This is a genomic window from Flavobacterium sp. Root901 (assembly GCF_001429765.1).
Lineage (GTDB): Bacteria > Bacteroidota > Bacteroidia > Flavobacteriales > Flavobacteriaceae > Flavobacterium.
The window spans coordinates 106,832-131,069 of record NZ_LMJB01000006.1 but is presented as its reverse complement, the minus strand read 5'-3'; the positions used below and the strand labels follow the sequence as shown (position 1 = coordinate 131,069).

General features: G+C 33.2%; 27 protein-coding genes. 16 read left to right on the top strand and 11 right to left on the bottom strand.

Annotated elements, in window-relative coordinates; all coding sequences use genetic code 11:
• Nucleotide 1: 1 nt before the first annotated feature.
• Nucleotides 2–232: a phosphopantetheine-binding protein gene (locus tag ASE21_RS09950; protein WP_057122511.1), complete on the bottom strand. Its 231-nt coding sequence runs from the start codon at nucleotides 230–232 to the stop codon at nucleotides 2–4.
• 251 nt (nucleotides 233–483) lie between these two features.
• On the opposite strand from ASE21_RS09950, the gene ASE21_RS09945 reads away from it, so the two are divergent.
• Together ASE21_RS09945 and ASE21_RS09940 are read left to right on the top strand one after the other, a co-directional pair.
• Entirely contained in the window at nucleotides 484–1,563 is a 1,080-nt protein-coding gene (locus ASE21_RS09945; RefSeq protein ID WP_057122510.1) for a DegT/DnrJ/EryC1/StrS family aminotransferase, read from the top strand.
• A 27-nt stretch (nucleotides 1,564–1,590) separates the two neighbouring features.
• Nucleotides 1,591–2,163 carry an L-threonylcarbamoyladenylate synthase gene (locus ASE21_RS09940; RefSeq protein ID WP_057122509.1) on the top strand — a complete coding sequence of 191 codons (573 nt, stop codon included), beginning with the start codon at nucleotides 1,591–1,593 and terminating at the stop codon, nucleotides 2,161–2,163.
• A gap of 179 nt (nucleotides 2,164–2,342) precedes the next feature.
• Here the strand turns inward: ASE21_RS09940 and ASE21_RS09935 are convergent, their stop codons facing one another.
• Entirely contained in the window at nucleotides 2,343–3,467 is a 1,125-nt protein-coding gene (locus tag ASE21_RS09935; protein ID WP_057122508.1) for a cysteine desulfurase family protein, read from the bottom strand.
• An 86-nt stretch (nucleotides 3,468–3,553) separates the two neighbouring features.
• Between ASE21_RS09935 and ASE21_RS09930 the strand changes: the two genes are divergently transcribed.
• Entirely contained in the window at nucleotides 3,554–4,558 is a 1,005-nt protein-coding gene (locus ASE21_RS09930; protein WP_057122507.1) for a hypothetical protein, read from the top strand.
• 162 nt (nucleotides 4,559–4,720) lie between these two features.
• Here the strand turns inward: ASE21_RS09930 and ASE21_RS09925 are convergent, their stop codons facing one another.
• Together ASE21_RS09925 and ASE21_RS09920 are read right to left on the bottom strand one after the other, a co-directional pair.
• The gene (locus ASE21_RS09925) at nucleotides 4,721–5,272 is read right to left on the bottom strand and encodes a Smr/MutS family protein (RefSeq protein ID WP_057122506.1); all 552 of its coding nucleotides are present in this window, start codon (nucleotides 5,270–5,272) and stop codon (nucleotides 4,721–4,723) included.
• A complete protein-coding gene (locus tag ASE21_RS09920) occupies nucleotides 5,262–5,447 on the bottom strand; it encodes a hypothetical protein (RefSeq protein WP_057122505.1) in 186 nt (61 codons plus the stop codon). Before ASE21_RS09920 ends, ASE21_RS09925 begins: the two co-directional genes overlap by 11 nt.
• Before the next feature lie 104 nt (nucleotides 5,448–5,551).
• Between ASE21_RS09920 and ASE21_RS09915 the strand changes: the two genes are divergently transcribed.
• Nucleotides 5,552–5,836, top strand: a complete 285-nt coding sequence (locus tag ASE21_RS09915; RefSeq protein WP_057122504.1) for a DUF2752 domain-containing protein — start codon at nucleotides 5,552–5,554, stop codon at nucleotides 5,834–5,836.
• Nucleotides 5,837–5,915: 79 nt separating this feature from the next.
• Here the strand turns inward: ASE21_RS09915 and ASE21_RS09910 are convergent, their stop codons facing one another.
• Nucleotides 5,916–6,617 (bottom strand): DUF1003 domain-containing protein, encoded by a 702-nt coding sequence (locus ASE21_RS09910; RefSeq protein ID WP_057122503.1) that lies wholly within the window; start codon nucleotides 6,615–6,617, stop codon nucleotides 5,916–5,918.
• A gap of 190 nt (nucleotides 6,618–6,807) precedes the next feature.
• Between ASE21_RS09910 and epsC the strand changes: the two genes are divergently transcribed.
• The 3 genes from epsC (at nucleotide 6,808) to ASE21_RS09895 (ending at nucleotide 9,665) form a co-directional block, all read left to right on the top strand.
• On the top strand, nucleotides 6,808–7,599 hold the full coding sequence (epsC, locus tag ASE21_RS09905) for a serine O-acetyltransferase EpsC (RefSeq protein ID WP_057122502.1): 792 nt from the start codon (nucleotides 6,808–6,810) through the stop codon (nucleotides 7,597–7,599).
• Nucleotide 7,600: 1 nt separating this feature from the next.
• A complete protein-coding gene (gene cysM, locus ASE21_RS09900) occupies nucleotides 7,601–8,488 on the top strand; it encodes a cysteine synthase CysM (RefSeq protein WP_057122501.1) in 888 nt (295 codons plus the stop codon).
• Between the two features lie 190 nt (nucleotides 8,489–8,678).
• Nucleotides 8,679–9,665, top strand: a complete 987-nt coding sequence (locus ASE21_RS09895; protein WP_057122500.1) for an aldo/keto reductase — start codon at nucleotides 8,679–8,681, stop codon at nucleotides 9,663–9,665.
• Nucleotides 9,666–10,057: 392 nt separating this feature from the next.
• On the opposite strand, the gene ASE21_RS09890 is transcribed toward ASE21_RS09895, so the two are convergent.
• Entirely contained in the window at nucleotides 10,058–11,071 is a 1,014-nt protein-coding gene (locus ASE21_RS09890; protein WP_242410249.1) for a sensor histidine kinase, read from the bottom strand.
• A 194-nt stretch (nucleotides 11,072–11,265) separates the two neighbouring features.
• On the opposite strand from ASE21_RS09890, the gene rlmD reads away from it, so the two are divergent.
• The 3 genes from rlmD to ASE21_RS09875 are packed head-to-tail and all read left to right on the top strand — an operon-like array spanning nucleotide 11,266 to nucleotide 14,040.
• Complete coding sequence (rlmD, locus tag ASE21_RS09885) at nucleotides 11,266–12,678, top strand: 23S rRNA (uracil(1939)-C(5))-methyltransferase RlmD (RefSeq protein ID WP_057122498.1); 1,413 nt, start codon at nucleotides 11,266–11,268, stop codon at nucleotides 12,676–12,678.
• Between the two features lie 14 nt (nucleotides 12,679–12,692).
• Nucleotides 12,693–13,241, top strand: coding sequence for a DUF6452 family protein (locus ASE21_RS09880; RefSeq protein WP_057122497.1), 549 nt, complete (start codon nucleotides 12,693–12,695; stop codon nucleotides 13,239–13,241).
• Nucleotides 13,213–14,040: a DUF6048 family protein gene (locus ASE21_RS09875; RefSeq protein ID WP_057122496.1), complete on the top strand. Its 828-nt coding sequence runs from the start codon at nucleotides 13,213–13,215 to the stop codon at nucleotides 14,038–14,040. Before ASE21_RS09880 ends, ASE21_RS09875 begins: the two co-directional genes overlap by 29 nt.
• Nucleotides 14,041–14,088: 48 nt before the next feature.
• On the opposite strand, the gene ASE21_RS09870 is transcribed toward ASE21_RS09875, so the two are convergent.
• From ASE21_RS09870 to ASE21_RS09860, 3 genes are all read right to left on the bottom strand, one after another.
• Nucleotides 14,089–14,781 carry an aspartate/glutamate racemase family protein gene (locus ASE21_RS09870; RefSeq protein WP_057122495.1) on the bottom strand — a complete coding sequence of 231 codons (693 nt, stop codon included), beginning with the start codon at nucleotides 14,779–14,781 and terminating at the stop codon, nucleotides 14,089–14,091.
• A 17-nt stretch (nucleotides 14,782–14,798) separates the two neighbouring features.
• Entirely contained in the window at nucleotides 14,799–15,035 is a 237-nt protein-coding gene (locus ASE21_RS09865; protein WP_057122494.1) for a hypothetical protein, read from the bottom strand.
• Nucleotides 15,036–15,176: 141 nt separating this feature from the next.
• A complete protein-coding gene (locus ASE21_RS09860; RefSeq protein WP_057122493.1) occupies nucleotides 15,177–16,334 on the bottom strand; it encodes a class I SAM-dependent RNA methyltransferase in 1,158 nt (385 codons plus the stop codon).
• A 133-nt stretch (nucleotides 16,335–16,467) separates the two neighbouring features.
• Here ASE21_RS09860 and ASE21_RS09855 point away from each other — a divergent pair, with 133 nt between their 5' ends.
• Both ASE21_RS09855 and ASE21_RS09850 read left to right on the top strand, forming a co-directional pair.
• On the top strand, nucleotides 16,468–17,232 hold the full coding sequence (locus ASE21_RS09855) for a class I SAM-dependent methyltransferase (RefSeq protein WP_057122492.1): 765 nt from the start codon (nucleotides 16,468–16,470) through the stop codon (nucleotides 17,230–17,232).
• A 99-nt stretch (nucleotides 17,233–17,331) separates the two neighbouring features.
• On the top strand, nucleotides 17,332–18,000 hold the full coding sequence (locus ASE21_RS09850; RefSeq protein ID WP_057122491.1) for a ZIP family metal transporter: 669 nt from the start codon (nucleotides 17,332–17,334) through the stop codon (nucleotides 17,998–18,000).
• Between the two features lie 68 nt (nucleotides 18,001–18,068).
• Here the strand turns inward: ASE21_RS09850 and ASE21_RS09845 are convergent, their stop codons facing one another.
• Nucleotides 18,069–20,456, bottom strand: coding sequence for a TonB-dependent receptor domain-containing protein (locus tag ASE21_RS09845; protein ID WP_057122490.1), 2,388 nt, complete (start codon nucleotides 20,454–20,456; stop codon nucleotides 18,069–18,071).
• Nucleotides 20,457–20,611: 155 nt separating this feature from the next.
• The gene (locus ASE21_RS09840; protein ID WP_057122489.1) at nucleotides 20,612–21,751 is read right to left on the bottom strand and encodes a helix-turn-helix domain-containing protein; all 1,140 of its coding nucleotides are present in this window, start codon (nucleotides 21,749–21,751) and stop codon (nucleotides 20,612–20,614) included.
• A gap of 176 nt (nucleotides 21,752–21,927) precedes the next feature.
• Between ASE21_RS09840 and murQ the strand changes: the two genes are divergently transcribed.
• The 4 genes from murQ (at nucleotide 21,928) to ASE21_RS09820 (ending at nucleotide 24,237) form a co-directional block, all read left to right on the top strand.
• Complete coding sequence (murQ, locus tag ASE21_RS09835; RefSeq protein WP_057122488.1) at nucleotides 21,928–22,740, top strand: N-acetylmuramic acid 6-phosphate etherase; 813 nt, start codon at nucleotides 21,928–21,930, stop codon at nucleotides 22,738–22,740.
• Nucleotides 22,741–22,822: 82 nt separating this feature from the next.
• Nucleotides 22,823–23,044, top strand: a complete 222-nt coding sequence (locus tag ASE21_RS09830) for a DUF6095 family protein (protein WP_057122487.1) — start codon at nucleotides 22,823–22,825, stop codon at nucleotides 23,042–23,044.
• A 42-nt stretch (nucleotides 23,045–23,086) separates the two neighbouring features.
• Entirely contained in the window at nucleotides 23,087–23,659 is a 573-nt protein-coding gene (locus tag ASE21_RS09825) for a pentapeptide repeat-containing protein (RefSeq protein ID WP_057122486.1), read from the top strand.
• A 2-nt stretch (nucleotides 23,660–23,661) separates the two neighbouring features.
• On the top strand, nucleotides 23,662–24,237 hold the full coding sequence (locus ASE21_RS09820) for a DUF1572 family protein (protein ID WP_057122485.1): 576 nt from the start codon (nucleotides 23,662–23,664) through the stop codon (nucleotides 24,235–24,237).
• Nucleotide 24,238 lies beyond the last annotated feature (1 nt).

Sequence of the window (24,238 nt, the reverse complement as noted above, 5' to 3'; positions counted from 1 at the left end):
ATTATGCTTTATTTTTAATTATTTCGAAGATGTCGTTTAACGAATTCGAAGATTTAATTTCATCTCCAGTTAATTTTACATCATATTCTTCATCTGCCATCGCGATCAATGATAATGCAGTCAATGAGTTCCATTCATCTAAATCTCTAAAAACAGTTTCCTGCGTAATTAGATCTGCATCAGTATCATCTAAAATATCTGCAAAATTTTTCAAAAAAGCGGTGATTTCCATAGTAATCTTAAATTTATTTTGTGTTCATTTTTCACATTAATCATACCAAATATTTAAAAAACATTCTTTACAATTCAATTAAAAACTTTAACCAGCTGTTAACCAAGTATGTTAACTAAAAGTTTCGCTTCTCAAAATGTTATAATATTTAGTTATATCAAAAATTAAGGTTTCTTTTCCTAATTTTACCACGCAAATATAACAATAGTTTATCCGTAAAGATAAATTAAACTCACTAAATCAATAATTAAATGATTCCTGTAACCAAAACTTTTTTGCCCCCGCAAGAAGAATACAATTCTTATGTAAAACGTGCATGGGATAAAGTTTGGCTAACAAACAGAGGCGAACTTACATTAGAACTCGAAGATAAACTTAAAAATTTCCTCGACGTTTCAAATTTAATAATTACTAATAACGGTACAATTCCAATTCAAATTGCATTAAAACTTTTTGGAAAAGGAGGCGAAATCATAACTACACCTTTTTCATACGTCGCAACATCTGCGGCTATTGTATGGGAAAACTGTACGCCTGTATTTGTAGACATACATCCGGAATATTTAACAATTGACGAAACCAAAATTGAAGCTGCAATAACTTCAAAAACAACTGCAATACTGGCAACTCATGTTTTTGGAAATCCTTGTGATGTTGCTGCAATCGAGAATATTGCAAAAAAACACAATCTGAAAGTTATTTATGACGCTGCACATTGTTTTGGAGTGAAATACAATAATCAATCTGTATTTAATTTTGGCGATGTAAGTACTTGCAGTTTTCACGCTACAAAATTATTTCATACTGGCGAAGGCGGTGCAATGTTCTGCAATGATGCCGATACGTATCATCAGTTTTATTACAGCCATAATTTTGGACATAATGGTCCTTTGGCATTTCATGGCTTAGGAATAAACGCCAAAATTTCTGAACTCCAGTCAGCAATGGGTTTAGCAATATTTCCATATATGAATCATATTGTTGAGGAAAGAAAAAAAGTCGTTGATTTTTACAATAGCAATTTGAATTTCAAAATGCTGAAATCTTTAAAAATAAGGGAAAACACAGAATGGAATTACAGCTATTATCCTGTCATTCTAGACTCGGAAGAAACCTTATTACGAGTTTTAGATGCTTTGGCAAATGAAGATATCATTCCCCGACGTTATTTTTATCCGTCTTTAAATACTATAGAATATACTAAAGGAGAAAAAATGCCTGTTTCTGAATCTATTGCATCCCGAATTTTGTGTTTACCTCTTTATGTAGGAATTCCTGAAACCGATTTGGAAAACATCGTTCGAATTATAAATATGCAGATACAACAATAATTTTTATTGCTATAAATATATTACGTTATGAATCAAGATATTAACACTGAAGTTCACAATGCTTACGAAGTAATTAAAGAGGGCGGAATTATTCTTTACCCAACTGATACTGTTTGGGGAATTGGATGTGACGCCACAAATTCCGAAGCGGTGGCGAAAATCTACAAATTAAAACAACGTGCAGAAACTCAAAGTATGATTGTTTTAATGAATGGCGAAAAAATGATGTACAATGTTTTTAAAGATATTCCCGAAGTTGCCTGGCAGATTATGGATTTATCTGAAAAACCAACTACTTTAATTTTAGATGATGCGAGAAACGTTGCTCCTAATGTCATTTCTGCAGACAAATCACTTGGTGTTAGATTGGTAAAAGAACCTTTTTGCTTTAAATTGATGGAGAGAATGAAAAAACCATTGGTTTCAACTTCTGCCAACATTTCAGGTCAGCCTACTCCGCTAAGTTTTAAAGACATTAGCCCGGAAATTATAAAAGGAGTTGATTATGTAGTGAAATTAAATCAGGACAAAATCAACGGAAAATCATCGACAATTATTAAGTTGACAAAGGATTCGCAGGTAAAAGTTATTCGAAAATAGATTTTAGATTTTAGATTTTAGATTTTAGATTTTAGATTTTAGATTTTAGATTTTAGATTTTAGATTTTAGATTTTAGTCTATAAAAAAATGGATGAGATAAATCTCATCCATTTTTTTATATTACAAGGTTGATAAAACTTAGAAACTCAGCATCTCAGAATCTTAGTATCTTAGCAACTTAGATAGTTTTCAAACTCTCAATCAGCCAATCGATATCTTCATTTGTGTTATAATGACTGAATGAAATTCGGAGATTTGGTAATTTAAGATCATTTTCAGAAAGCATTTCTTTTAAAACATGTGAAGGTTTTATGCTTCCGGACTGGCAGGCGCTTCCTCTTGAAACTGCAATTCCTTTCATGTCCAGACTAAACAAAAGCATTGAAGTTTTATCTGAAGAAAAAGGCAGAGTGATATTAATGATATTATAAAAATCTTCTTTTTTCCCGTTGATTCTAAAACCCGGAAAATTAATTTCTAATTGTTCAATAAGATATTTTTTAAGATTCGAAATATAACTTCTTTCTTCCTCTAAATTTTCATAAGAAATCGATAAGGCTTTTGCCATTCCGGCAATTTGATGCACGGCTTCTGTTCCGGCGCGAAGGCCTTTTTCCTGCTCTCCTCCAAAAATTAAGGGCTGCAAACCAGAATTTTTACGAATAAAAGCAAAACCAACACCTTTTGGTCCGTGAAATTTATGGGCGCTTGCCACGATAAAATCAACCGGAATTTTTTGAAGATCTATTTCTGTTTTTCCAATTGACTGAACCGTATCTGAGTGAAACAAAGCATTGTATTGTTTGCAGATAATACCAACTCTTTCTAAATCTAAAACAATTCCAATTTCGTTATTTACATGCATTAAGCTGACGATTGTTTTTTTCTCTTCAGCCAACAAATTAGAAAGATGCGTTAAGTCTATGCTTCCGTCTTCATTAACATTTACATAATCAACCTGAATATTATAATCTGACTGCAAAGCCAAAACGCTGTATAAAACAGCATGATGTTCTATTTTTGAAGTAATAATTCGTTCTGCCTTAAGATCTTCAACAGCCGATCTTAAAATCCAGTTATCAGCTTCTGTTCCTCCGGAAGTAAAAATAATTTCCTGTGCAGAACAGTTTAAATATTTCGCAATGCTTTTTCTTGAAAGTTCCAGAACTGTTTTTGCATTTCTGCCAAAACTATGCGTAGAAGACGGATTACCAAAATCTTCTGCCATAATTTTAGTTATTTCCTGAATAACTTCAGGTCGCATGGCAGTTGTTGAGGCGTTATCGAGGTATACTTTTTTCATTGCAGCAAAGTTATGAAATATCAATTGTCTAATCTTAAATATCATTTGCCAAATTTTTCACTATTTTTGACGCAAATAAAATTACGATGAAAAAATATGCAAGCCTTTTTTTATTGGCGCTTTTCTTAAATGGTTGTGACGACGGTGATTTAACAGTTGATACAATCGATTTCGACTCTGTTACTCCGGTAAGCTGTGTTGATTTTAATGAAAACAGCACCAGTAATGATCCTACTATTATCTATAAGTTAAAATCTCAGGAAGCTTTAATTTTACAGCTGCCAAAAACGGAAGGTTTAGTAAATGATCCGGGTGAAGTATTGTATGATATAGATGAAAACCAATATCGTGTTTTATACAGAGCTTATAACGGAACCGTTGCTAAAGATAATATCTGCGGAACAATACCGCCAAGTACCCCAAATGTTACCGAAGAATGGACCGGAACTGCTGGAAAAATAAGAATCACAACGGCTCAGGTAACTACAGATCCGGATGAAGATGGTGCAACGCGGATTAAAGCTTACAATCATACTATCCGATTTGAAAATATAACTTTCTTAAAACCTTCAGGGCCGCAGATTGAAGAGCTTTTTGAATATGGAACTTATCAGACAAATGTAACACCTGCAGATTTAACCTTTGCAGATGTAGATACGGGTAAAGCATTTAAATGTGCAGATAATAAAAAAGTATACAACTACAATGCATCATTTACACTGACAGTAGAAAACCTGGATGCAAATCTTCTTAGTAATGTACCTACTCCTGCCGGACAGCCAAAAACGGCAAATATTGGAACCACTAATAACAAAGTTGTATATCGAACTTTCGCAAGCGGATCCGGAAGTATTACTTCTTCTTATGACTTTTGTGCTGCCCAGCTTCCATCATTACCCCTCCTAAGTCAGACCTGGATTGGTGCAAGTGATACAGCAGCAGGTACACAGGCAACTATCGAAGTTACAACAGAAAGTGTTGGAGGAATTATTATACATACTGTTGTATTAAAGAATGTGGTTCTGACTAAAGGAGGCAGCTCTTTTAAACTTGGAAACAGTTTCCTTTTAGGAAAAATAACAGTAGAATAATCATATATAAAAGTATTTAAAACCTATTTATAAGGTCATAAAAACACTTTTTATTCTTACAAAAAAATGTCCGTTTTTCATTTGATTTTATATCGTAATCAATGTAGAAAAACGGACATTTTTATGCCTGAAATTAAAGCATTTTCAGCTTCAAAAATCTTCTTATTTATTATTTTGACGAATGTAAACTTCGGTTGCTCCTAAGCCATATTTTTGATAATTGGCATCCTGAAAATCGATACCGTCATAACGGCCTAACAAAAAATCAAGTTCAGCTTTTAAAATTCCTTCACCGACTCCGTGAATAAAAACAATTTTTGGAATACGGTTTCTAATCGCAAATTCAATGTGTCTTTTTGCAGTTTCAGTCTGCAGGGTCAAAATATCATAATTTGACATTCCGCGTTTATTTGGAACCAATTTTTCGATATGTAAATCAAATTCCGGAACCCCAACTTCACGTTTGTCTTTTTTTTCCTTGACAAAACTTCTTGGTTTTGGCTCTGTTTTCTCTTTTGTAATTTCTTCTAAATCAATTCTTTTAATAGAATTCATTAAATCACTGGAATCTTGAATTTTAACTAATTCATTGACAAAAAATGTCATCGTAAATCCGTCCTCTGTTTCTATTAAAACTTCATTGTTTTTAACCGAAATTACTTTACCGTTTATCGCTTCGTCTAAGACAGAAACTTTATCACCTTTATTCAACATCCTGCTCCTCTTTTTCTTGATTTTTACTTGGTGTTTTTACACTCAGCTGCATCATTCCATACATAAAAACAGCAATTGCAATTACCATTACATAGATATTTTTATCATCAGACACCTGCTCGTATAACGCAACTGAAATAGCAAGAATCATAATTAAAATTTTAAAAGTTTTCATTTTTTAAAGTTTAAGAATCCAAAAGTATAAAACTTTAAAATAGAAGTTCGGCTCTTCTGAAATGTTATCGAATATTTTTTGTAAAATTGTAAAAAAATCCGACTGTGAATTTAGAGAAATATATGATCCCATGCCTGTTCAAAAAACTCTTTGGAATGGAGTGTCTGGGCTGTGGTTTTCAACGTTCTTTATTCTTACTTTTTCAGGGCGAATTTTTGACTGCTTTTAAAATGTATCCGGCAGTTTATACTTCACTTTTATTTTTGGTTTTACTGCTGTTTTACTTTTTTGATAAGTCCAGAAATTACCAAAAAATAATCTGGAAAGCAGCGGCACTAAATGTCGTTTTTATGTGTATTGGATATTACTTCAAACATTTTTTATTTTAGATTTTTGAATTGGGCTTCGACTTCACTCAGCCTGACAAACCGGAAATTTGGAATTTAAAAATTGAAATTTCAATCAAATTTACTTCTTAACCTGATTCAAAATATCATTCATCATTTCGATCTGAACTTTTTGAATTTCGATTAATTCCTGCTGCTGATGCATAATTAAATGGTCAATTTTGTCGTGAATCATTCTGATTTCTAATTCAGATTTCAGGTTAATCATATAATCTTTTTTGGCTCGGTTGCGGTCTTTTTCTTCCTGACGGTTCTGGCTCATCATGATTACGGGAGCCTGAAGTGCTGCAATACAGGATAAAATTAAATTAAGTAATATAAACGGATACGGATCAAACCCTTTATCCAATAAAAAATAAACATTGGAACCAATCCAAACTATAATAAAAGCAACAAATGAAATAATAAAAGTCCAGCTTCCTCCAAAATCTGCCACCTGATCGGCTATTTTTTGCCCAAAATTTCTTTTCTCATCTTCATCTTCTACAATGCTTACAATTGATTTATCTTCTTTTAAAGAGGAAATCACATTTTTTTCAAGATCTGAAAGTGCTCCAATTTCCGTAGACAAATAATTGGAAATATATTTTTGACGGTATTCATTCAATTCCTGAACAGAAATACAGTCATCATCGCAAAACAAAGGATGATCTTTAATTATCATGCCTAAAATTGGATCATGAATAGATTTACCGCAAATTTTCTCACTTTCGGGAAAAGAAATATCTGAAATCGCACTTTTAAAAGTTGAAACATTTTTCATTTTAATAAATTTTATCAGCTAATTTACATAATTAACTTCTTAAGAATCATATAAAAAAATATCATTTATCAATCTTTTATTTATCACAAATACGATTCCGGAAACAAAATTTCTTTAGTTAAATCGTATCCTTATTTACAAAAAACACCTTACTTTTAACGTTTCAAAATATCCATTCAATTTTACTATTGTGACAAAAGACAATATCATACAAAATATTAAGGCTTTAAAGAGCCATTCTAATATAAATTACGGGATCAAAACCAAAACAGAAGATTTTACCGAAAAGCTTTTTTACACACTTTTTGATTCGAATGCCGCACTTGATGAAAGTATAGACGAACTTGAAATCCGCTTTAAAGAAATAGCAGTTTTAGCCTGTAAAAAACCACAAAATTTATGCGGATCAATTTGGGACAGATTTGTAGAAAAACTGCCTGGTGTTCTGGAAAAATTAAATGAGGATGCTGCATATATTCTCGAAAATGATCCCGCTTCTAACAGCATTGATGAGGTATATTTGGGTTATCCCGGTTTTTATGCCATTGCGATTTACAGATTAAGTCACGAATTATACAAACTCGATTTATTATTGTTTTCGAGATTAATGAGTGAATATGCACACCGAATTACCGGAACTGATATTCACGCCGGAGCCGATATTGCTTCTCCCTTCTTTATAGATCATGCTACGGGAATCGTTATTGGAGAAACAACCGTTATAAAAAAACACGTTAAAATTTATCAGGGTGTAACTTTAGGTGCTTTAAGTGTAAGCAAGGAAATGAAAAATGCCAAAAGACATCCAACCGTCGAAGCCAATGTATGCATTTATGCCAATGCAACGATTTTAGGAGGAGAAACGGTCATTGGTAAAAACAGTATAATTGGTGGAAACTCATGGGTTACTAAATCTATTCCTGAAGATTCTATCGTATTGAATACCACTACAACAGAAGTTAAAATAAAAGAAAAAAAATAAAATGGGTCCACAGAAGTTATTAAACCTAATTGGAAATACTCCATTAATGGAAACCGTCAATCTGGTTAAAAATAAAAACGTTAAACTTTTACTGAAACTGGAAGGAAATAATCCCGGCGGCAGCGTAAAAGACAGAGCGGCATATAATATGATCGCAGCAGCTCTGGAGAGAGGCGAAATTAAAAAAGGAGATAAATTAATTGAAGCAACAAGCGGCAATACCGGAATTGCCCTTGCAATGATTGCGCAGTTGTTTCAAATAGAAATAGAATTAATTCTTCCGGAAGATTCTACAAAAGAGCGAACACAAACCATGCGTGCTTATGGCGCTACAGTTATTTTAACGCCTGCAGAAGAAGGAATTATAGGTTCAAGAGATTATGCCGACAAAAAAGTTGCTCAAGGCGGTTACATCATGCTAAATCAGTTTGCGAATGATGATAACTGGAAAGCCCATTATAAAACCACCGGTCCTGAAATCTGGAATGATACGGAAGGAACTGTAACACATTTCGTTTCTGCTATGGGAACTACAGGAACAATCATTGGTACTTCGACCTATTTAAAAGAAAAAAATCCGGCAATCCAGATTATTGGTGCTCAGCCAAGCGACGGGTCTCAAATTCCGGGAATTCGCAAATGGCCTCAGGAATATTTACCTAAAATTTTTGATGCCTCAAAAGTAGACACTGTTGTAGATGTCAGCGAAGAAGAAGCCAGAGAAATGACTAAAAGACTAGCTCTTGAAGAAGGTGTTTTTGCCGGAATGAGCAGCGGCGGTTCTGTTGCCGTGGCTCTAAAAATTGCCGAACAATTAGAATCAGGAGTTATAGTTGCCGTGATCTGCGACCGCGGTGACAGGTATTTGTCTTCGGATTTATTTGATTGATTAAAAAAGGCGCTAAGGTTCTGAGGTACTAAGGTTCTAAGTTTTTATTTTTTAACTTATTGACTAGAATTTAGAAGAAACCTTAGCATCTTAGCATCTTAGCATCTTAGCATCTCAGAACCTTAAAAAAACCTTAGCATCTTAGTACCTCAGAACCTCAGAATCTAAAAAAAACCTTAGAACCTTAAAAATGAACTATAGAAAACTAGGAAAAACAAACTTTAACATCTCTGAAATCTCTCTTGGAACCTGGCAGGTTGGCGGAAAATGGGGATCAGGATTTAATGATAAAACTGCTGATGAGCTTATCAATACAGCAATTGACAACGGCGTCAATTTTATTGATACTGCCGATGTTTACGAAAACGGATTGAGTGAAACCGCCGTTGGAAGAGTCGTACGCTCCCGCTCTGAACGAATTTATGTAGCCACAAAATGCGGACGCCAGATTAATCCGCATGTAAATGAAGGATATCAGCCAAAAGTGCTTCAAAAATTTGTTGAAGACAGCTTAAAGAGAACAGGATTAGAAACTTTAGATTTAATTCAGCTGCACTGTCCGCCGACAGAAGTGTATTATCGTCCTGAAATTTTTGAGCTTTTTGATCGTTTAAAAGAGCAGGGGAAAATTTTGAATTTAGGCGTTAGTGTAGAAAAAGTCGAGGAAGCGTTGAAAGCTATCGAATATTCGAATGTAACCACAGTTCAGATTATATTTAATTTGTTCCGCCAGCGTCCATCGCAATTATTTTTCTCTGAGGCCCAGAAAAAAGATATCGGAATTATTGCGAGAGTCCCACTTGCAAGCGGACTTTTGACTGGTAAATTTGATACCAAAACAACTTTTGATGCACAGGATCACAGAAATTTTAACCGAAACGGAGATGCTTTTGATAAAGGCGAAACCTTTTCGGGAATTGATTATGATTTAGGTTTAAAAGCAGTTGAAGAATTAAAAGCTTTATTTCCCGAAACTGCAAACCTCGCTCCTATTGCACTGCAATGGATTTTGAGTTTTAACGAAATCAGCTGTATTATTCCCGGAGCTTCAAAAGAAAGCCACATACTTTCGAATTTATCTGTTTATGACTTACCAAAACTAAGTCCGGAAAAAATTTCAGAAATGAATAAAATTTACGAAAAATATATAAAACCTTCTGTTCACCAACTTTGGTAAAAATTGATGAATCTAAAAAAAGGGGATGATTAATAATTTAATCGTCCCCTTTTTTTTAAATCTATCCTAATTTATTGTTTTAATACCTTAAAGCAGCTTTCCTGTAAAAGTAAAATATTCTTCTTTGCACGAAATATTAATACTTCGGTATTTTTTTCGTTTACACGCAACCATTTAAATAAAGCAGCATCTTGATAATGTATCCAAAACAAAAATTTTACGCAATCATGAAAAATATTAGTTTTATCCTAAAAGTAGTTTGTTTGCTAATCCTTTCACGCGAAAGTGACGACGAAGAATTAATGGAAGAAAGAAAATAAACTTGACCTAAAAGATAAAACTCCCAATACCAAAACTAAGTCCGGAATCTCAAAACGTCAGCCTTTTAGAAATTAAGCTTCAAATTCAATTTTAAATTCAGCACCTCTGTTTTTACCTTCGCTTACAGCACTCAGTCGGCCTTTATTTTTTTCGATAATCTTTTTGCACAAGTAAAGTCCAATTCCTGTCGAAGATTCGTTAGCAGTTCCTAAACGGCTCATTTTGGTGAATTTTTTAAACAATTCTTCCATTTGATTTTTATCAAAACCAATTCCTTTATCTGCAACGGTAATAACAACATTTGAATTTTCTCTGTAAATCCTCACTTTAACTTCACTATCAAAATAAGAAAATTTAATGGCGTTACTAATTAAGTTTACCAAAACCTGAACTAATAATCCTTCATCTATCCTGAGTTTGGCTTCGGTGGTTTCAAGACTTAAATTAAGTATAATGTTTTTATCGAGTAATCGCTGTTCAACCTGTTCGTTTATAAACGGAATAATATTTTCAAAAGAAATAATCCTGATTTCCTGATTGGTTTTTACCACCTGATCTTGTTCTTTCAGCAATTTAATGAAGTTTTCGATGTATCGGAACTGCAGATTAGTCGATTCACAAATTAAATCGGCCAGATGTTTAATCGATTCAGAAGGATTTTCGCTCAATATTAATTTTGCCAGACCCTGCGGATTTCCGGCAAAATTTTTCAAATCATGCGAAAGCATATAAATCAAATCCTGTTTTTCATTTATAAAACTTTCAGATTCATAAATAGATTCCTGAATATTACACATCAGCAATCCGGCTTCATCTGTATATTCTGTTGGGAGAATCGACAATTTCCTGTTGTTTCTGTAATCATCCAATGATTTTGAAGCAATCGAAATGGGCTGTATTAATTGTTTTAGAACTAAAAGCGTCACGGCAGTAGCCAATAATGTCATTATCAATGAAAAAATCAGAATTGATGCTGTCGAGATCGTATGCTCGAAAAAAAGTACAAAGAATAAAATTCCGATAAGCGGAATATGTATTCCTATAAAAGCGACAAATAAAAATTTAAACGCATAACTTTTCTTCAAAAAGCTAATTTGTGAAAGATTATGATACAATTTCATAAAAACATAACAAAACTATTGAGAATATATTGTAGCTTGGGGCATAATATAGCGACAAAGTTAACCTTTAAAGTTAATTAAACTAGCAAATTACATAATTTGATAAAATATTATGAAAATAAAATTTGTAAAAGTTTACAAAGGTTTATTTTTGCGCTATGGGAAGAAAAAATACAGACAAAGTTGTCTTTCATCAAATTCAGGTTCTTGATGCCGGAGCAAAAGGTGTCTCAGTAGCAAAAGCTCCTGACGGAAAAGTTATCTTTATTCCGAATGTCGTTCCTGGCGATGTTGTTGATGTACAAACATTCAAAAAAAGAAAAGCATACTACGAAGGAAAAGCCGTAAAATTTCATGAATTATCTGCGCACCGTATTGATCCAATCTGCGAGCATTTTGGCGTTTGTGGCGGTTGTAAATGGCAGAATATGAAATACAGCCAGCAGTTGCATTACAAACAAAACGAAGTAAAAAATCATTTACAGCGTATTGGAAAAGTTGAATTACCGGAATTCGAAACTATTTTGGGTTCTGAAAAACAGTTTTTCTACAGAAATAAAATGGAATTTTCGTTTTCTAACAGTCGCTGGTTAACTGAGAAAGAAATTGGAAGCACGGAAGATTTAGGAAACAGAAATGCTTTAGGATTTCATATTCCGAAAATGTGGGATAAAATCCTTGATATTGAAAAATGTTATTTGCAGGAAGATCCTTCAAATGCAATCCGAAACGAACTCAGGGCTTTTGCCAATGAGCATAATTTAGCTTTTTTTAATCCGAGAGAACATTCAGGATTATTAAGAACATTAATGATTCGTACAGCTTCAACTGGCGAAACAATGGTTTTGATTCAGTTTTTTGAAGATGACAAAATAAACCGCGAATTGGTTTTAGACCATTTATACGAAAAATTCCCGCAGATTACCTCTTTACAATATGTGGTAAATGCGAAGCAAAACGATACAATTTACGATCAGGATATCAAACTTTATAAAGGAAGAGATTATATCCTGGAAGAAATGGAAGGCTTAAAATTTAGCATTAATGCAAAATCCTTCTATCAAACCAATTCTGATCAGGCTTATGAATTGTACAAAATAACGCGTGATTACGCCGGATTAACCGGAGAAGAAACCGTTTACGATTTATACACTGGAACGGGAACTATTGCACAATTTGTTTCTAAAAAAGCAAAAAAGGTAATTGGTGTAGAAAGTGTTCCTGAAGCGATTTTAGACGCTAAGGCCAATGCGGAACGCAATAATATTACGAATTGTGAGTTTTTTGTTGGAGACATGAAAGTGGTATTCAACGAAGCGTTTATTGCGCAGCACGGCAAACCGGATGTTATTATTACAGATCCGCCGCGAGACGGAATGCACGCAGCAGTTATTGACCAGATCCTGAAAATTGCTCCAAAAAAAGTGGTATATGTAAGTTGTAATTCGGCGACACAAGCACGTGATTTGGCATTGATGGACGAAAAATATAAAGTAACCCATGTTCGTCCGGTTGATATGTTTCCACAAACACATCATGTTGAAAATGTTGTACTTTTAGAACTTCGATAATTATAAAACTGTAAATGAAAAAAATAATCTCCTTTTTATTAATCTTTACCTTTGGCTTGTCTAGTTGTGAAAAAGATGATATTTGCGATGCAAATACACCTACAACTCCACGATTAGTCATAACATTTTATGACAATGCATCACCTACATTACTAAGAACTGTTACGAATCTAAAAGTTGTTGGCGTAGGTAAAGATGATAGTGATGCGATTATTTTTAACGAAAGCGGAACTTCTGTAACTAAATATTTAACGAATGCAAATACTATTTCTATTCCGTTAAAAACTGATGCTAAGACAACATCTTATAAGTTTATCTTTAATGCGGCAAGCGCAAATCCAAATGTCGATGTTTTAACATTTAACTATGAAACTCAAAGTGTATATGTTTCCAGAGCCTGCGGATTTAAAACTACTTTTTTATTAAATCCTCGTGATAACACAGCTAATTCAGGCCTTATACAAACAGATCCTGCAGCCGATGGATTGTGGATGCTGAATGTTAATATCGTAAAATCTAATATCGAACTTGAAAATGAAACACACGTTAAAGTATACTTTTAGCATCTGCTTTTTGCTTTTAATGTTTACGGGATATTCTCAGGTGGTCGTAAAAGATACCATAACAGTAAGAGACCTTGATGATAAAAAACCAAAAACTGAAACTGTAAAACCAGCAGCTAAGGAAGTAAAAAAAGACAGTATTGCGATTAAAAATGACCGTTATGGTTTGCGTGTTGGTGTCGATTTATATAAACTAACAAGAGGTTTTTATGATAAAGATTATAAAGGAATAGAATTTACAGCCGACTGGCGTTTAACAAAACGATATTATGCCGCGGCTGAGTTAGGTTTTGAAGACAAAACAACAGACGACGACCGCTTAAATTCTACAGCAACAGGAACCTACATAAAAGCAGGTTTTGATTACAATTTGTATGATAACTGGCTTGATATGGAAAATCTTATAACAATAGGTTTACGAGGTGGTTTTAGTACTTTTAGTCAGGACTTAAACAGCTATAAAATTTACAACCCAAACCCGTATTGGGGCGAACAGCAGTCTATTACTGTCGACCAGAAATACAGCGGACAGACAGCTGCATGGCTTGAGGTGGCAGGAGGGATTAAGGCAGAAGTTTTTAATAATGTATTTGTTGGTTTTGGAGTTCAGCTGAAACTTTTGGTAATGAACAACAAACCGTCCGGGTTTGATAATCTTTATATTCCCGGATTCAACAGAACGTACGACGGAAGCTTTGGTGTAGGTTTCAACTATACTGTTTCTTACTTTATTCCTATTTACAAGAAAAAGGTAATTGTTCCTGAAATTAAAAAAGAAACTCCTAAAAAGAAGAAATAACTTTTACAAAAAAAGCCGTAAATTCAGGAATTTACGGCTTTTTTTTTCTTACGACAATTGAAATTCAACAGCCGCTTTTGCATGTATTAAAGTGGTATCAAAAACAGGAACCGGCAAATCTTCAGGTTTTATTACTAACGGAATTTCGGTACAACCCAAAATAATTCCTTCGGCGCCATTTTTAATTAATTCATCTGCGATTTGCAAATACCGTTTTTTGGTTTCATCGCTTACAATTCCTCTTCCAAGTTCTTCAAAAATTGTATAATGAATAAAATCTTTGTCCTCCTGATTAACCGGAATAATGGTTTCAATTCCTTTATCTTTTAATTTATCTGTAAAAAAATCCAGTTCCATGGTAAACTTAGTTCCCAGTAAACCCACTTTTTTAAGTTGTTTGTTTTGAATTTCAATAGCAGTTTCTGCCGCAATATGAATCACCGGAAGACCTATGGCATCCTGAAGTTTATCGGCAATTAAATGCATGGTATTAGCACATAAAACAATAGCCTCTGCTCCGCCCGATTTTAAAAATTCGCACCCTTTAAAAAGCATTTTAAAGGTTGAATCCCAATCGTTATTATCGTTATTCTTTTTAATATCAGCATAATTAAAGGAATAAACCAAACATTCGGAGAAATTTAAACCTCCCAGTTTTTCATTTATTCCAAGATTTATAAGTTTATAATAATCTGCAGTCGACACCCAGCTGATTCCACCTATAAGTCCAATTTTCTTCATAATACTAATTTAAAAAGTTAACCAATTATTTTAACTCCTTTAATAAAAATCCATTTCATAAAAAGCTTTTCGCCATCTTTTGTTTTTACAGCCTGAAATTGAGGGCTCAAAATAGTCGCGACAACAAAAGCCGTAATTGGAATCCAAAATCCGGTTAAACCGGTATAGGCTGCAATTATAAATCTTCCTAAAATAAACAGAATAGCGAAACTTCCTAATTGAAAAAGAAACGCTCTTACTTGTAGTTTTGTCATTTTTTTTTAAAGTTGCTAAGGTTCTAAGACACTAATATTCTAAGATTTTTCTTTTGAACTTAAACTTTGAACCTAAAATTATTTATCACTATTTCGCCAGCCAAATTTCTTAGTATCTTAGAAACTTAGCCACTTAGAACCTTAGACTTGAAATTTCGTTCTCTTGCTTCCTTCGTACATTTCGTATTTAACCAAACGTGCTTCCAGGCTTCCGTTAAAAAGTTTGATTTTTCTTGACGGTTTTAATCCAACAAATTTTAAAGCTTCCAGATTTGCGGTTATAAACCAGGCATTTGTTCCCGGATAATTTTTTTTAAGAGTATCTCCTATATTTTTATAGAATTGTTCCATATGGATATCCAGACGCTCATCATACGGCGGATTGAAAACAATATGCAGTTTTCCTTCGACTTCTTTTTCAGTATCAAAAAAGTTATCTTCCTGAATTGTTATATAATCTTCAAGATTTGCATTCCTGATATTGTCTTTTGCTTTGCTTACTGCACTTGGCGCTTTATCAAAACCTTTTATAGAATAATGAAATTCTCTTGTTTTCTTCATCAAACTGTCTACAATTGTATCAAACAATTCATTGTCCCAGTCTTTCCATTTTTCAAAAGCAAATTCTTTTCGGTTGATATTTGCCGGAATATTGCAGGCAATCATGGCAGCTTCGGCAAGAAAAGTTCCGGAACCGCACATTGGATCTAAAAAGTGAGTTTGTCCATCCCAACCCGATAATAAAAGGATTCCGGCAGCCAAAACTTCATTTATAGGCGCAATATTAGTCGCTGTTCTGTAACCACGCTGATGAAGCGAGTTTCCTGAAGTATCTAAAGAAACCGAAACCTGATCTTTATCGATGTGAACATTGATTCTTAAATCCGGATATTGTTTATCGATGCTTGGTCTTTGTCCCGTTCTTTCTCTAAACTGATCGACAATGGCATCTTTACATTTTTGAGAAACAAATTCAGAATGGTTAAAATAAGTCGAATGAACCGTTGCATCAATAACAAAAGTCTGGTTGGCGTTTAACAATTTCGACCAGTTTATTCCTAAAATTCCTTTGTACAAAGCCTGTTCGTTATTAGCTCTAAAAGAATAAATTGGTTTAAGCACTTTAAGTGCCGTCCTAAGTGATAAATTGGCTTTGTACATAAAACCTTTATCACCTTTAAAGCTTACCATTCTTACGCCTTTTTCAACATCCTGAGCACCAAGCGCACGCAATTCTTTTTCTAATATTTCTTCAAAGCCAAAAAAGCATTTGGCTATCATTCTAAAATTTTCTTCCATTTCTATCTAAATTAAAAAAATCCAATCGGCTGCGGATATTACCGGACAAGTTTACAGGTATCGCAGCGAAATAGTTATTTTTCGGCAAAAATACACTAAATTTGCCGGACTTGAATTAATTGAAATAGAATAAATGTCTGAAGCACCTAACTCATCTACACCAAATCAGGAAAGAAATACCGAAAACTGGTTTACATCATGGTTTGATACTCCGTATTATCATATTCTTTATAAGGATAGAAATTACAGGGAAGCTCAGATTTTCATGGATAACTTAACACATTATTTAAATCTTCCTGAAAAAGCAAAAGTACTGGATTTAGCCTGCGGAAAAGGACGTCATTCTATTTACCTAAACCAATTGGGGTATAATGTTTTAGGCGCAGATTTATCTGAAAACAGCATTGCCGAAGCCAATAAAAACAGCAACGAACATCTTCATTTTAAAGTACACGACATGCGTGAGCCTTTTGAAGAAAAATTCGATGCCATTTTTAATCTTTTTACCAGTTTTGGCTACTTCGAAAGTGACGAAGATAACCTAACAACCCTGAAAGCAATTAAAGAAAGCCTCTCTGAATATGGTTTTGCCGTTATCGATTTTATGAATGTTACCCAGGTAATTGAAACTTTGGTTCCTCAGGAAGTTAAAACTGTTGACGGAATCGATTTTCACATTAAAAGATACGTTGAAGACGGACATATTTTAAAAGAAATTGATTTTGAAGATCAGGGCAGAAAATATCATTTTACCGAAAAAGTAAAAGCTTTAACCCTAAAAGATTTTCAGGATTTAATGGACGAGGCAGGAATTTACCTTCTGGATATTTTTGGAGATTACAAACTCAAAAAATTCCACAAAACCGAAAGCGAAAGATTAATCATGATTTTTAAATAAGGTTAATTGTTTAATCGTTGATTTGTTTAACCGTTAAATCGATAAACAAAAAAACAGTTAAACGATTAAACAAATCAACGATTAAACAAAAAGAAACAAATGAATTATCTACTACCTTTATTTTCTGTACTTTTAGGATATAGTGTGGCTTTGTTTATAAAACCTCAAAACAAAACCAATTTAAAATTACTTTTGGCTTTCAGCGGTTCATTTTTGTTATCCTTAACCGTAATGCATCTTCTTCCGGAAGTTTACGAATCACACAATCATAAAATTGGTTTGTTTATAATGGTTGGAATTTTATTCCAGATCGTTTTAGAATTTTTCTCAAAAGGTGCTGAACACGGACATGTTCACGGACATGCAAAAATGTCGCAGATTCCATGGCTGCTTTTCATAAGTTTGTGCATACATGCCTTTTTAGAAGGTTTTCCGGTAAGTCATCATCATGATTTGGCACTTGGAATTGCAATTCATCATTTGCCAATTGCCGTAATTTTAACGACTTTTTTTATCAATGCTGACCTGAACAAAAAAGCCATTTTTGCCTTTATGATTACTTTTGCCATCATGACGCCGCTTGGAACTATTGCATCAGAATACCTGCCTGTTTTAAACGATTATTATACAGAAATAACCGCAATAGTAATTGGAATTTTATTTCATATTTCATCCACCATTATTTTTGAAAGCAGTGAAGGGCATAAATTTAATGTGGCAAAAGTTTCAATGATCGTTCTCGGAATTTTATTGGCATTCTTTTTATAATGAATCAATTAGAAAATATGTCAATTAGAAAATTATCTAATTGACATATTCTCTAATTATCAAATTAACTACTTCCCGGTTCGTTTTTTCTCTTCTTTATTTCCAAAATCACGTTCCTGCACTTTAATTTTTTTATTACCAAAATTATAAACTGCAGATAACCTCAAAAATCTATTACTTTCATTCTGACTGTAAACCTGTGTTACGCCATTTACAATTGATTTATATCCTTTTAAATAAGAAGTATTAAAAATATCGTTAATCAAAAAAGTCAATTTCAGATCATTTTTTAGGAAATTTTGTCTTATCGCAAGATTCAGCCCTGACATATAACCTATTTCATACAAACCTTTTTTGAAAGGCGAACTGTAAAAATATTCCAGCTGCAATTTTGTAGTTTCACTTAACGAAAATGTATTTTCTGTTGTAAAATAAACCTGCTCACTATTAGACGGAACTGCATTTATACCCGAAATAAAAGACGTTTTTGCTCCCAAAAGATAAATTGAAGTTTGTGTTTCGAACCAGCTTGTAACTTCGGCATTATAACTCTCTCCAATTCCAAATGAGTTTTCGTCAAAATAATTTTCTCTTGTCACAATTTGTGTATTAATTTCAGGATTTGAAGTAAAAACAACTCCATAACCATTCGTCGTTCTGTTAAAGTAAATAGAAGTGCTCAAATTCTTTTTAAACGAATAAGTCAAATCGAAATTATTGCTAAAAGAAGGTTTTAAAAAAGGATTTCCCTCAGAATAACTATTACTATTGATATAGGTTCGAAACGGATTCAGCATTCCAAAACCCGGACGGTTAATGCGTTTTCCGTAACTGAAATTTAATCCGTGGTTGTCATTAAACTGATAATCCAGATAAACACTCGGAAACAACTTCAAATAATCATTTTTTACTTCCTGATGTAAGGTTTGAGAATAACCGTTTGTCTGCGTATTTTCTAATCTTAAACCCAGCTTGACCGAAAATTTATCATTCCATTTTTTATTTCCGTCAATATAAAGTGCCTGATTATTTTCCTGATATTCAAATACATTTGACTGATTTGGATCTAATTCCGGCGTTCCGGAAATAGTGTTGTAATAAAACACATTACTGTTACTTTTTATAAAACTTATTTTTCCTCCGTAAGACAAATCAAAAGCTTTCATTGGAAATTCGAAATCAGTTTTTAAACTAAAATTATCAATATCCTGATTGGAATTATTTCGCGCCGCCTGATTGGTGTTTTGATACGTTCCATCTGGCAGATAGGATTTTGCAGCAAAATTTTTATCGAATTTTGAACCGTAGCTGAAATAATCTAAATCGACGCTTACTTTTTTTCCTGTTGAGTCTAATCTTGAGATCAAATGCGCATTATAAGTCTGACTTCCGGAATATTTATTGTTAAAACCTTTATTTACAAGCAGCGAATCGACAGAATTTGAATTATTAAAAATCCTGATAACCGTATTCGAATTCATATCAGGATTGTAACTTTCGTTTAAATATTGAAAACCTATTGTAGTTCTTTCAGAAACATCATAATCTAAAGAAAAACGCCCCGAAATGCTGTTTTCTTTTTGTTTAGAAACGTCTCTTAATTCCCAAAGTCCGTTTGGATAATAAATATCTAAATCTTCGGTATTATTTGTGTTTCCAATGCGTCCGTTTCCGCTAAAAGCAAATCTGAATTTATTTTTATTATAAAAAAAGCTGTTTCTCAAAGTATAAATTCCGTATTTATTTTGATCGTACGATAGCGTTATGGCATTTTTCCAGGAATCCCGCATCCCTTTTTTCATGATAATATTAATGATTCCGCCAGTTCCGTTTGCTTCATATTTTGCCGGCGGATTTGCAATTACTTCAACACTTTTAATATCATTTGCAGCAATTGATTTCAGGAAATTATTCAGCTCTTCGCCCGATAATTCAATCATTCTGCCATCAATCATAACTCTTGAGTCACCTTTTCCTAATATATTAATCGTGCTGCTTTGTACTACAACGCCGGGCGCAGCATTTATTGCCGTAAGTGCATCTCCGCTGGCCGCCGAAATATTATTTTCTACATTATAAACAACGCGGTCTATCTTTTGTTCTACTGTATTCTTTTTAGTTTTTATAACAACTTCATTCAGATTTGCTGTTGTTTCTTTCAAAATGATTGTTCCCAAATCAGTTTCTTTTTCTATCACAATTTCTTTTTCAAATTCTGAAAATCCCAAAAGGCTGATTCCAATTTTATAAGTTCCTTTTTTCAGATTCATTTCAAAAGTTCCGTCTGGTTTGGTGGTAGTTCCATCGATAATTTTTCCTTCTGAATTGAATATAGAAACATCTGCCCATTCTAAAGGCATCACTTCATTTGATACTTTTCCTTTTAATTTCATGGTCGACTGCGCTAAACAAAACAAAGGCAATAATAAAAAGATAAGGAGATTTGACTTTTTCATAATTTCTAATTTTAACTTGTTCGATAATTTGAAGCAAAGCTGCATTAGAAATTTTCAGAATTCGACCGACAAAAAAAAGTCGAACCATTTTCTAATCAGGAAATTGGTTCGACTTTATTTGTTATAAAGTACGACTTTTTACAAAGTCTTTATTTTCAACTATTTCTGTAAGCTGTTGGTGTTAAATTCGTATATTTTTTAAAAGAAGTATTAAACGAAGATTTTGAATTAAAACCAACATCATATAAAATTTCTAAAACGGTAAGATCTTTTTTGGAAGGATTCTTTAGAATATGCATTGCCTTTTGAATGCGATATTCATTTACAAAATCAAAAAAATGCTGATCGATATGGTGATTAATTAAAATCGATAAATCGCGAACCGGAATATTAATCTGACCTGCTAATTCCTGAATCGTAAGCGAAGGATTTAAATAAGGCTCTTTCTCTGTCATGTATTGTTTTAAAGTCACGATTTGAGCATGAATCAATTCGTTTTGACTGTTTACTAATTCTGGTTTTTTATCTTCTTCCGGCAGAATGTCTTTTGTTAATTTCAATTTAGAATTTATTCCCCTGAAAAGTTCCGGATGATTTAATGCTTTCATTATAAACCAGCAGGTAATAAGCAGTGCCACACTTCCAACCAAAATATTCGCCCAAATAAATGATTCATTATAATTAGTATAACGCAATAAATTTTTTAATACCACAATGGTATGTGCAATAACAAAAACGGTTGTTATTTGAAAAAGCCATTTATAGGTTGAAAAACTTGTATCGGTATAATTTTCTAAATAAAGTGCCTTGTATTTCTTCAAAATCAAATAAACACTAATGATATAAAACACGTACTGAACTTCTACCGTAATATGAAAAAACAAAATTTCGGGCATTTGATTGTGCACTTTAAAAAACTGAATTTTCTCTGCTTCACCAACAGCATAAAACCTCGGAATAAAAATAAAATTTACAAATAGAAAGGGAATCGCATGTAAAAAATGTTTCCATTTTAATTGAAAATCAGAATAACAAACTGCTAAAACAAAAAGATAAAATAAAGGCATTCCCAAAAGGCAGGTTGTCCATCTAAAAACCTCGAGATTTAATTGTCCTTCGATAAATTCATAAACGAAAAATCCGCTGAGATCGATTGCGGTTAAAATAAAAAAGAAAGCAAATAAACGATTGGCGAGTTTATTTTCTGTCTTTACGGTTAATAAAAAGAAAGCCAGAAGCAGCGACACAAAAACAGAAATCCAGGCTATACCGTTCAAAAAACTTAATTTATCCATTTGTTTTTAATATTTAACAAATATAATATTTTAGTTCATTCTGCAAGGTTTCCTAAGGGTTTGCTGATACACAAATCAACAAAAAAAGATTAAAAATGCAAATGAGTTTACTTCTTAATTTTTCATGATTTGCCATAAAAAAGTTTAATTTTGGAGGATAACTATTTCGACAAAAAATGACTTTTACAAAAACAACCGAACAATCTTCAAAATACGAACATTTAGAAAAAATGTCAGTTCACGAACTGCTGACCAATATTAATCAGGAAGACAAAACTGTACCGCACGCTGTCGAAAAAGCGATACCGCAAATCGAAGCTTTGGTAGCGCAGGTTGTCGCCAATTTAAAGCTGGGCGGACGAATTTTTTACATTGGTGCCGGAACATCCGGACGTTTGGGTGTTGTTGATGCTTCAGAATGTCCTCCTACTTTTGGCGTTCCCTTTGATTTGGTAAACGGAATTATTGCGGGCGGTGATACTGCAATTCGCCGTGCGGTAGAAAATGCCGAAGACAATGCGACGCAGGCCTGGATTGACTTACAGTCACATAACATTAACCAAAATGATGTTGTTATTGGAATTGCTGCTTCAGGAACCACTCCGTATGTTATTGGCGGTTTAGAAACTTGTAATGCAAATAATATCGTTACAGGCTGTATTACCTGCAATGCCGGAAGCCCGCTTGCGCTGACAGCAAAATTTCCTGTCGAAGTTGTCGTTGGACCTGAATTTGTTACCGGAAGTTCGAGAATGAAAGCCGGAACTGCACAAAAGCTGGTTTTAAATATGATTTCGACTGCAGCAATGATTCAGCTTGGGAAAGTAAAAGGCAACAAAATGGTCGATATGCAGCTGAGCAATGTTAAACTGGTAGACCGCGGGGTTAAAATGATTATGGGAGAAATTCCGGTTTCGTATGAAGAAGCTTCAGAATTATTAAAAAAATACGGCAGCGTGAGAAATGCTGTTGACAATTATAATAAATAAACGATAAAATAATCATATCGTTTGCATATCGACAAAGGACAAATCTGAAGTCTGAAATTCGAAAAGAAAACCTGAAAAAAAAATGGCAACAAACAAACAATTATTAGGAAAAGGGATTAAATATTTGACAGGCGCTCTGCCGCTAATGTTTATTGGACCTTCATTAATTTACAATGCGTTTCAAAATCAGAAAAACGATTGGCATTATCTGGTTTTAGGAATTGGAATTGTGGCTTGTCTGAGTTCGATGCTTCTGATTTTCTTAGGATTGAAAATTATTATGAAAGGCATATTCAATGACTAAATAGTTCATAAGAAGCAAATTTTTAATCTATAATTAAATTACATGGAAGGTATAATTCACATTCAAAAAACATTCGAAAAAGTTATTTATATTGATAAACGAATCAACAATCGTGAGTTTGAAGATTGTGTCTTTAAAAATTGTGATTTTTCTAATAGCAATTTTGGTTCAAATAGCTTTTTAGACTGCGAATTTATTGATTGCAACCTTTCCATGACAAGTTTAGCCGGAACGAGTTTAAAAAATGTAACATTTAGAAACTGTAAACTTCTTGGGATTGGTTTTCATGAATGTGACGATTTTCTGTTTCAGGTTCATTTTGAAGAATGTACGTTAGATTATGCTGTCTTTTCTAATAAAAAAATGCCAAAAACAAAGTTCATTAATTCATCATTACGTGAAGTCACTTTTATTGGAACAAATTTAACGAGTTCTGTTTTTGCTGATTGTAATTTAGACGGCGCCATTTTTAATGAAACACAATTAGCTGCTGTTGATTTTACAACGGCTTACAATTACAAAATTGATCCTGAATTTAATGCCATGAGAAAAGCACAATTCTCAACTCAGGGAATTGTGGGACTTTTAGATAAATATGATATAAAAATTGTGTAGTTATGAGTGCAGATAGTTCGTATTTAGAAAGTGTCAAAAAACAGTTTTTATATTATAAAATGCTGGGCGAAAAAGCAATAGAACAATTAGAACCCGACCAGCTTTTTGTTGCTATAAATGAAGATACTAACAGCATTGCCACAATTATAAAACATATTTCCGGCAACATGCTTTCGCGCTGGACAGATTTTCTAACTTCTGATGGTGAAAAAGAATGGAGAAATCGTGATGCTGAGTTTGAAAATGATTTACATTCTAAAGAAGAAATTTTAGAAATCTGGAATAAAGGCTGGAACTGTTTAGAAAATGCTCTTAATAGTTTAAAACCGGAGCAGCTTTCAGATATTATTTATATAAGAAATGAAGGTCATACGGTTATTGAAGCTATTAATCGCCAATTGGCACATTATCCTTATCATGTTGGACAGATTGTTTTTTATGCCAAACAATTAAAAAAGAGTTCGTGGGAAAGTTTATCGATTCCGAGAAATAAATCCGAAAATTACAATGCCGAAAAGTTTGCGAAAGAAAAAGAAATCAAGAACTTTACCGATGATGAATTAAAAAGATTGAAATGAT